Source organism: Pseudobutyrivibrio sp. YE44 (assembly GCF_900104335.1).
GTDB lineage: Bacteria > Bacillota > Clostridia > Lachnospirales > Lachnospiraceae > Pseudobutyrivibrio.
In genome coordinates this window covers 46,421-52,782 of record NZ_FMXT01000015.1, presented here as the reverse complement: position 1 = coordinate 52,782, position 6,362 = coordinate 46,421, and the positions used below count along the sequence as shown (strand labels likewise).

Genomic DNA, 6,362 nt, shown 5'->3' with positions numbered 1-6,362 from the left:
GCACATGCCTATACATTTCAAAACTCATTTTCTATTCCACTAGGTTCATTCCAAAATCAGACACTTAATTCTGTATATAGTCTGATAGAGAATTAACTATAAATAATGTGTGTCTGCGTGATACATACTGTAGCGCACAAAGTGCAATGAATTGAAAAGACACCCACCATAAGAAAAGCTGCATGTAGCAGTTAGAAAAGAAAGATTCTGTGACAATGTCAGGAAGTAGGGAGAGGGGGCCTGTGACAGCAGTAAATATGGTGCTTAATCAAAACAAGCGTCCCAGGAAATGTATAAGGGGCGCCTGTGTGGGTTGTAGACGGTGAATCGTTGCTTGTTGTATTGATTTTAGGTGCTTGACATGTTAAGATATACGATAGTTGTGGCTCGTAGAGAGCTTAGAAGTTGGAGGATATTTTATGAACACACCAATGATTGTTTTACTTGTAATTTTGGTGGTAATGATTGCAGCATTTGTGGCTCTTTACTTCATGGGTAAGAAGGCACAGGCTCGTCAGGACGAGCAGCGCGCACAGATGGATGCAGTTGCACAGCAGGTTTCAATGCTTATCATTGATAAGAAAAAGCTTAAGATGAAGGAATCTGGTCTCCCAGAGGCTGTTATTAGCTCAGTACCTTGGTATCAGAAGGGTGTTAAGGTGCCAGTTGTTAAGGCGAAGGTTGGTCCACAGATGATGACTCTTATCTGCGATGCAGAGATTTTCGATGAAATCCCTGTTAAGAAAGAGGTTAAGGCTACTGTTTCTGGTCTTTACATCACAAAGGTAAAGGGACTTCGCGGTGGCAATGCAAAGGTTGACACAAAGAAGAAAAAGGGGCTTAGAGCTTGGGCATTAAACAAGCGTAAGGAACTTGAAGCTGAAAAGAATAAATAATTAATATTTCACAGATTTTTTAAAGAGCACCAGGCCTGGTGCTCTTTTATATTTGCTCCAAAAGTGTTAGAATATTCTTAAAATTCAGCAGAGTATGCGGAAAATTTTTGGAGGGTTTATGAAGAAAATGAGATTCAACATGAGAAGGACTCTATGTTCTGTTTTAGCAATGATGGCAGCCATCACTTTAGCTCCTTCTGTGGATGCTCAGGCAGCATCCAATGACGAGCTAATAGCTGCTTCAAAGATATTTGATGGTGCTTATTACGCTACTCTTTATCCTGATGTTGCTGCATCAGTAAATGGCAGTCAGTTGGCACTTTTAAATCATTACGTTTATTTCGGTGTTTATGAGGGAAGAAACGCAAGTGCAACCTTCAACGCCACAGATTATATGAACAAGAATCCAGATTTAAAGGCGGTGTATGGGGACAACATGATTGGTTATGTTTTCCATTATGCAAATGCTGGTAAGGCAGAGGGCAGAGATGCCACACCTGTAGCTGGTTCAGAGATAGCAGTTCCTGCAAGCTATACTCTTCTTGGTATTTATTCTACCGAGTATGTTTCAACCCAGGATAGAGCTACTAACATCAAGATTGCTGCAGACCATGTAAATGGCACAATTGTTGCACCAGGAAAGACTTTCTCAGCCAACAAGGCTATTGGTCCTCGTACCACAGCAAATGGTTTTGTAGAGGCACCTGTTTTCATCAACAAGGAACACGCTAGAGGCATTGGTGGCGGCGTTTGTCAGGTTTCATCTACAATCTACGCTGCTATGAAGACAGCAGGAATCACCGCATCAGAGAGACATCCACATTCTCTTCCAGTGGCATATCTTCCAGCAGGCTGGGATGCAACAATATCTGGAAATGCCTTAGATCTTAAGTTTGTTAATAGATACGACAAAAATATTGTAGTTTACGAGACTGCAAACAACGGCATTCTCACAGCTGCAATTTATTTGGAAAACTAAAAGCAGTTCCTTAATTCAATGGGGAGTTAAGCAGAGGGCAGAGACAAGACTGCCGATTATTACTGCGGGGGTGAAAGATTTGAATAATACTTTTCTCACAAAAAAATCACCTGGAGTAGTGGCGCTAATCGAGGAAATGGAAAAGCTAAGAAAGGTAGAGAATGAGAAATACCTGGATATGGCTTGCGATTTGTTTGATATGGCCCAAGAAAGTGGAAATGAAGATCTGAGAGACTACTCAAGCTGTTCTCTTGGTGATGCATTGTGGCAAAATAACAGGTTTTCAGAGGCTGTTTATTATCTTACAGCAGGTTTGCAGGGCTTGCAGAAAACCGATGAATACAAGCTTATTTGCAGATGTTACAACGAGATGGGAATCATTATGCGTAATGAGGGCCATTTCATTACTTCTGAGGAGAATTTCCTCAATAGCATCGATGTTGCTAGAATTAACCAGATGTATTTACAGGAGGCCATTGCATGTGGTAATTTTGCGGCACTTTGCGAGGAAATGGGTGCCATGCAGGAATGCTTGGAATATCACTATCGTTCCCTGGAGTGTAGCCAGTTTATTGAGGAGGCTTCTATAAGAACGCCTTTCCTAGTTGGAGAGTATTCTCAGCTTGCCATTGCTTATATCGTTCTTGGTGGCCTGGAGGATGCAAAGAAACATTTGGATGAGATGAATCGTTTGAACGAAGAGGTTCCTGATCCAGATAATGATTTTGATGTGGCTATTGCAAACTGGCTGTATTACAGTCGCTCTGGCGACATAGAGGCAGTAGAAAAGTATAAAGCTGATTCTATCAATGCCTTTAAACAATGCTATGATGTGATGGTTTATTTTGATGAGATTGAGATTCTTCTTCAGCTTCTTTTGGAACGCAAGGATTACTCTATTATGGAGGAAGTGTTTAAAGATATAGATGAGAAGCTTGGGGATTATGAGCTCTTTAATCTTCGTCTTCATTTGGAGCGCTGGAAGATAAGAATGTACGAGTGTACAGGGGAAGAGGCAAAGCGTGATCTTTGCTCATATCGTTATTATCAGTATCATGAGAAGCGCTCTTTGGATAGCAAGAAATCCTTTACAACCACTTTGCGCTTAAAGAACGAGTTGATTCAGCAAAGGACAAAGAATTTATTCTTATCAGCTGCAGCTGAGACCGATACTCTTACTGGTCTTGCTAATAGAGCAAAGCTTAACAACGTTATTGATGAGCTGTTCTTAGAGGCGCTAAACAACGGTAAGAATCTGGGTGTTGAGATGATGGATTTGGATTTTTTCAAGCAGGTAAACGACAATCTTGGCCATGCCAAGGGAGATAGCTTGCTGGCAGCAATTGGACGTCGTCTTCGTGAGATGGTTAGTGACAAGATTTTTATCGCCCGCTATGGCGGTGACGAATTTATTCTTTATTATTTTGATATGACTGACGAGGAGATTATCGAGATAGTTAAGAGAATTAGAGATATTGTGGAAGAGGTTCGTGTAGAGCTTAATATTGATAAGCTCAGTGTGTCTCAAGGTATTGTAAATCACGTTCCACAGTCTGCAAACCGTGCCTGGGATTTCTTGAATTCTGCAGATTATGCCCTTTATTTTGTGAAGGAGCATGGCAAGGCAAATGCAAGACTTATCAATGGCAGAAATGACCTTGAAACCAAGGAATGGCGCAAGATTTTTTGACATAGGTACCACTAAAGAATTATAATATGGTTCAAAGTATAGACAGAAGGCTACAAAGTCTTCTGTCAATTTATGTGTGGGGGTATTTCCTTATGGCAAAGCTATATTTCTATTACGGTGCAATGGGCTCATCAAAGACAGCCAATGCTCTGATGACTCATTTCAATTATCAGGAGGTTGGACAGAATGCCCTTTTGGTAAAGCCGGCCATAGATACACGTGATGGAGATCGCGTTGTTCATTCTCGTATTGGTTTGGAGAATGAGTGTATCTTCCTTGAGGATTTGGTGGAGATGCCAGAGGAGGAAATAAAGAAATACGACTGTATTATCGTGGACGAGGTGCAGTTTGCAACTCCAGAGCAGATAGATTATCTCTCAGATATTGTGGATTTTATGGATGTGCCAGTAGTGGCTTACGGTCTTAGAGCAGATTTTAAGAATGAGTTATTCCCTGGATCTAAGCGATTAATCGCCATTGCTGATGTTATACATGAGGTTAAGACTGTGTGCTGGTGTGGTCGTAAGGCAACCTGTAACACCCGTTACAACGAAAACGGAGTAGTTCGTTCTGGCCCACAGGTTATGCTGGGTGCAAACGATTCCTATGTTGCGTTATGTCGTAAACATTACAAATTAGGGCAGTTAAAGCCTGAAGAATAATTAATTGAGCTGGTATTTTAAAGCTAGCCAGTCTTTCATAGCATAAATTAGCTAGTAAGTAACAAGCTCTTAGGTTTCTCAGTGAAGCGTGTTAGCTGAACAGAGAAACACTAAGGCTTGTGGCTGTAACTAGCTGAGAAAAATAAGAAAAGACTGGCGGAGGATATAAATGACTCTTAGTATTTCAACTAGTTTAATATTTTTCGCATATTGTATCGTGTGGCTTGAGGTCCCAGGTATGCTATTTTGTCATATTTTGTTGCCTAGACGCCTAAAGTTTTCGACTAGACTTTTGGCAGGATTTTTCATGGGTTTTATGGTTATGGCAGCTGTTTATTACCTAGAAAGCCTTACAGGTGTGAAATACCTTTTGCTAGCGGCAGGCCCAATTCTTTCTTTGCTTGCAGCCTCAGTTTATGCAAAAAAAGGCCGCCCATCTGTATTTAATGCTACCGAGCGTTTTAGGTGGACCTACGTGATTATCTTTGCTTTTATTTATGTGGTATCCGCCTTGAATTTCCAGGCCAAGTACCTGTTTGCTTTTTCAGGCCAGACCACTCAGATATATCATGACTTTTTGTTCCACACAGGAAACATTGCAGCGTTAAGCCGTTCTTTTCCTGCTCCAGACTTGAGAATCGATGGCTTAACCTTTTATTATCATTATTTTTATGAGCTGATTTTTGCCTTGTGCAAGCACCTTTTCAAGGTGGATGCATTATTGGTTTATTTAAACGGCAACGCTATCGTTTGTGCCTTTCCACTTACAATGGCGTTGATCACCATTGGTGAGCGAATTCGAGGAATCAAGGAATACACTGCCTTTAAGTATTTCTTCTTTTGCTCAGGTTTGTTAGTCTCTTGTATCGCATTGTTACCTCTTAATGTAGCTGGTGGACGCTTCCCATTGTCTTGGCTAGATAATCATCTTTTTAGCAATGCGAACGCCATTGGCCTTGCAGTATCCCTTACAGTATTGGTTTTGGATATAGTGGCAGAGCTTTGGTATGATGCAATAGATGCCAGAAATATAATCGCGATTTACATTTTATCCTGCGCCGCTACAGGCTTCAAAGGTACTACAGGAATAATGTTAGTTGCTATAGCTTGGGTAGTATTTGTTGTTGAGATGTGCATTATGAAAAAGTTTCATCTTCAACAGCTTTTATATAATCTTGCTTTAACTTTAGGGTTTGTAATCACATACCTTTTGGTGACAGTTGGTTTACATCCTTCAGGAGCCAACAACAGAGCAATGAAGGCCACTGCTGCTGGCACCTTAGAGGCAGGGCGAGTTGGTCAGATTATTACAAAGCTTGGCTTTGACTATATGGCCTTTCCTTGGGTGGTTATAGGTATTATCTTTACAGTGATATTTATCCTCGGTCCATGTATCTTGCCTTTTACAGCTTTTACCATTGGAAAGTTCAAGACACTGGTAAAGGAAGGTACCATCGGAGATATTTTCGATTGGTTTTCTATTGGGATGATTCTTATGGGTGTAATCGGATTCTGCGCTGTTAGTGTGCCAGGTTTATCCCAGGGATATTTTGTGCTTACCACTGCAGGTTTGATTTTCTACTGTTCTATGAAATACATGACCATCAGCGGTAAGGATATTATTTATAGACTTATGCATGTGATGTTTGCAATCGGAGCGCTGATTTTGCTAGCGGATATTGCAAACTTCTGCTACGGCGATTACAAGCAGCTTCAGGTGTTTAATAGTCCATCAGAGGATAGGGCAGATTTTGTTTCAGCAGACACAGTTAATGCTTACTACTGGCTAAAGGACAACACTCCTGAGGACACAAAGATTGCTGTAGACAGACTTTCAGAGGAATTGGATTACAGAAGTATTTATTTCTATGCCAGTGCCATTTCTGAGCGCCAGTGCTATTTGGAGGGCTATGACTATTCAGATGTGACAGAAAAGCGTGTGGAAGAAATGCTGGACACCAACGAGAAGTTTTACAGTGGTGATCCTGCTGAGGCAGAGGCTGCTATGGATGAAAAGCAAATCAATTATTTGGTAGTTTCAAAATTGATTCATCCAGACTACAAAGCCACAAGCTCAGAGCTCCAGCTGGTTTTTGTAAACGATGATATTACAATATACAAATATAAATAGATAA

The 6,362-nt window shown here is 40.8% G+C and carries 5 protein-coding genes; all 5 read left to right on the top strand.

What is annotated here, in order from left to right:
• Positions 1-419 precede the first annotated feature (419 nt).
• The gene (locus tag BLR54_RS13670; RefSeq protein WP_090422016.1) at positions 420-896 is read left to right on the top strand and encodes a hypothetical protein; all 477 of its coding nucleotides are present in this window, start codon (positions 420-422) and stop codon (positions 894-896) included.
• A 118-nt stretch (positions 897-1,014) separates the two neighbouring features.
• Positions 1,015-1,875, top strand: a complete 861-nt coding sequence (locus BLR54_RS13665; protein ID WP_176761956.1) for a VanW family protein — start codon at positions 1,015-1,017, stop codon at positions 1,873-1,875.
• Positions 1,876-2,011: 136 nt separating this feature from the next.
• Entirely contained in the window at positions 2,012-3,565 is a 1,554-nt protein-coding gene (locus tag BLR54_RS13660) for a GGDEF domain-containing protein (protein WP_176761955.1), read from the top strand.
• Between the two features lie 92 nt (positions 3,566-3,657).
• Positions 3,658-4,227, top strand: coding sequence for a thymidine kinase (locus BLR54_RS13655; RefSeq protein WP_090422010.1), 570 nt, complete (start codon positions 3,658-3,660; stop codon positions 4,225-4,227).
• A 307-nt stretch (positions 4,228-4,534) separates the two neighbouring features.
• Entirely contained in the window at positions 4,535-6,358 is a 1,824-nt protein-coding gene (locus tag BLR54_RS13650) for a hypothetical protein (RefSeq protein ID WP_090422008.1), read from the top strand.
• Positions 6,359-6,362 lie beyond the last annotated feature (4 nt).

Coding starts and splice junctions, on each gene's coding strand:
- BLR54_RS13670 (WP_090422016.1), top strand. CDS start 420: ATGAACACACCAATGATTGTTTTACTTGTAATTTTGGTGGTAATGATT.
- BLR54_RS13665 (WP_176761956.1), top strand. CDS start 1,015: ATGAAGAAAATGAGATTCAACATGAGAAGGACTCTATGTTCTGTTTTA.
- BLR54_RS13660 (WP_176761955.1), top strand. CDS start 2,012: ATGGAAAAGCTAAGAAAGGTAGAGAATGAGAAATACCTGGATATGGCT.
- BLR54_RS13655 (WP_090422010.1), top strand. CDS start 3,658: ATGGCAAAGCTATATTTCTATTACGGTGCAATGGGCTCATCAAAGACA.
- BLR54_RS13650 (WP_090422008.1), top strand. CDS start 4,535: ATGGGTTTTATGGTTATGGCAGCTGTTTATTACCTAGAAAGCCTTACA.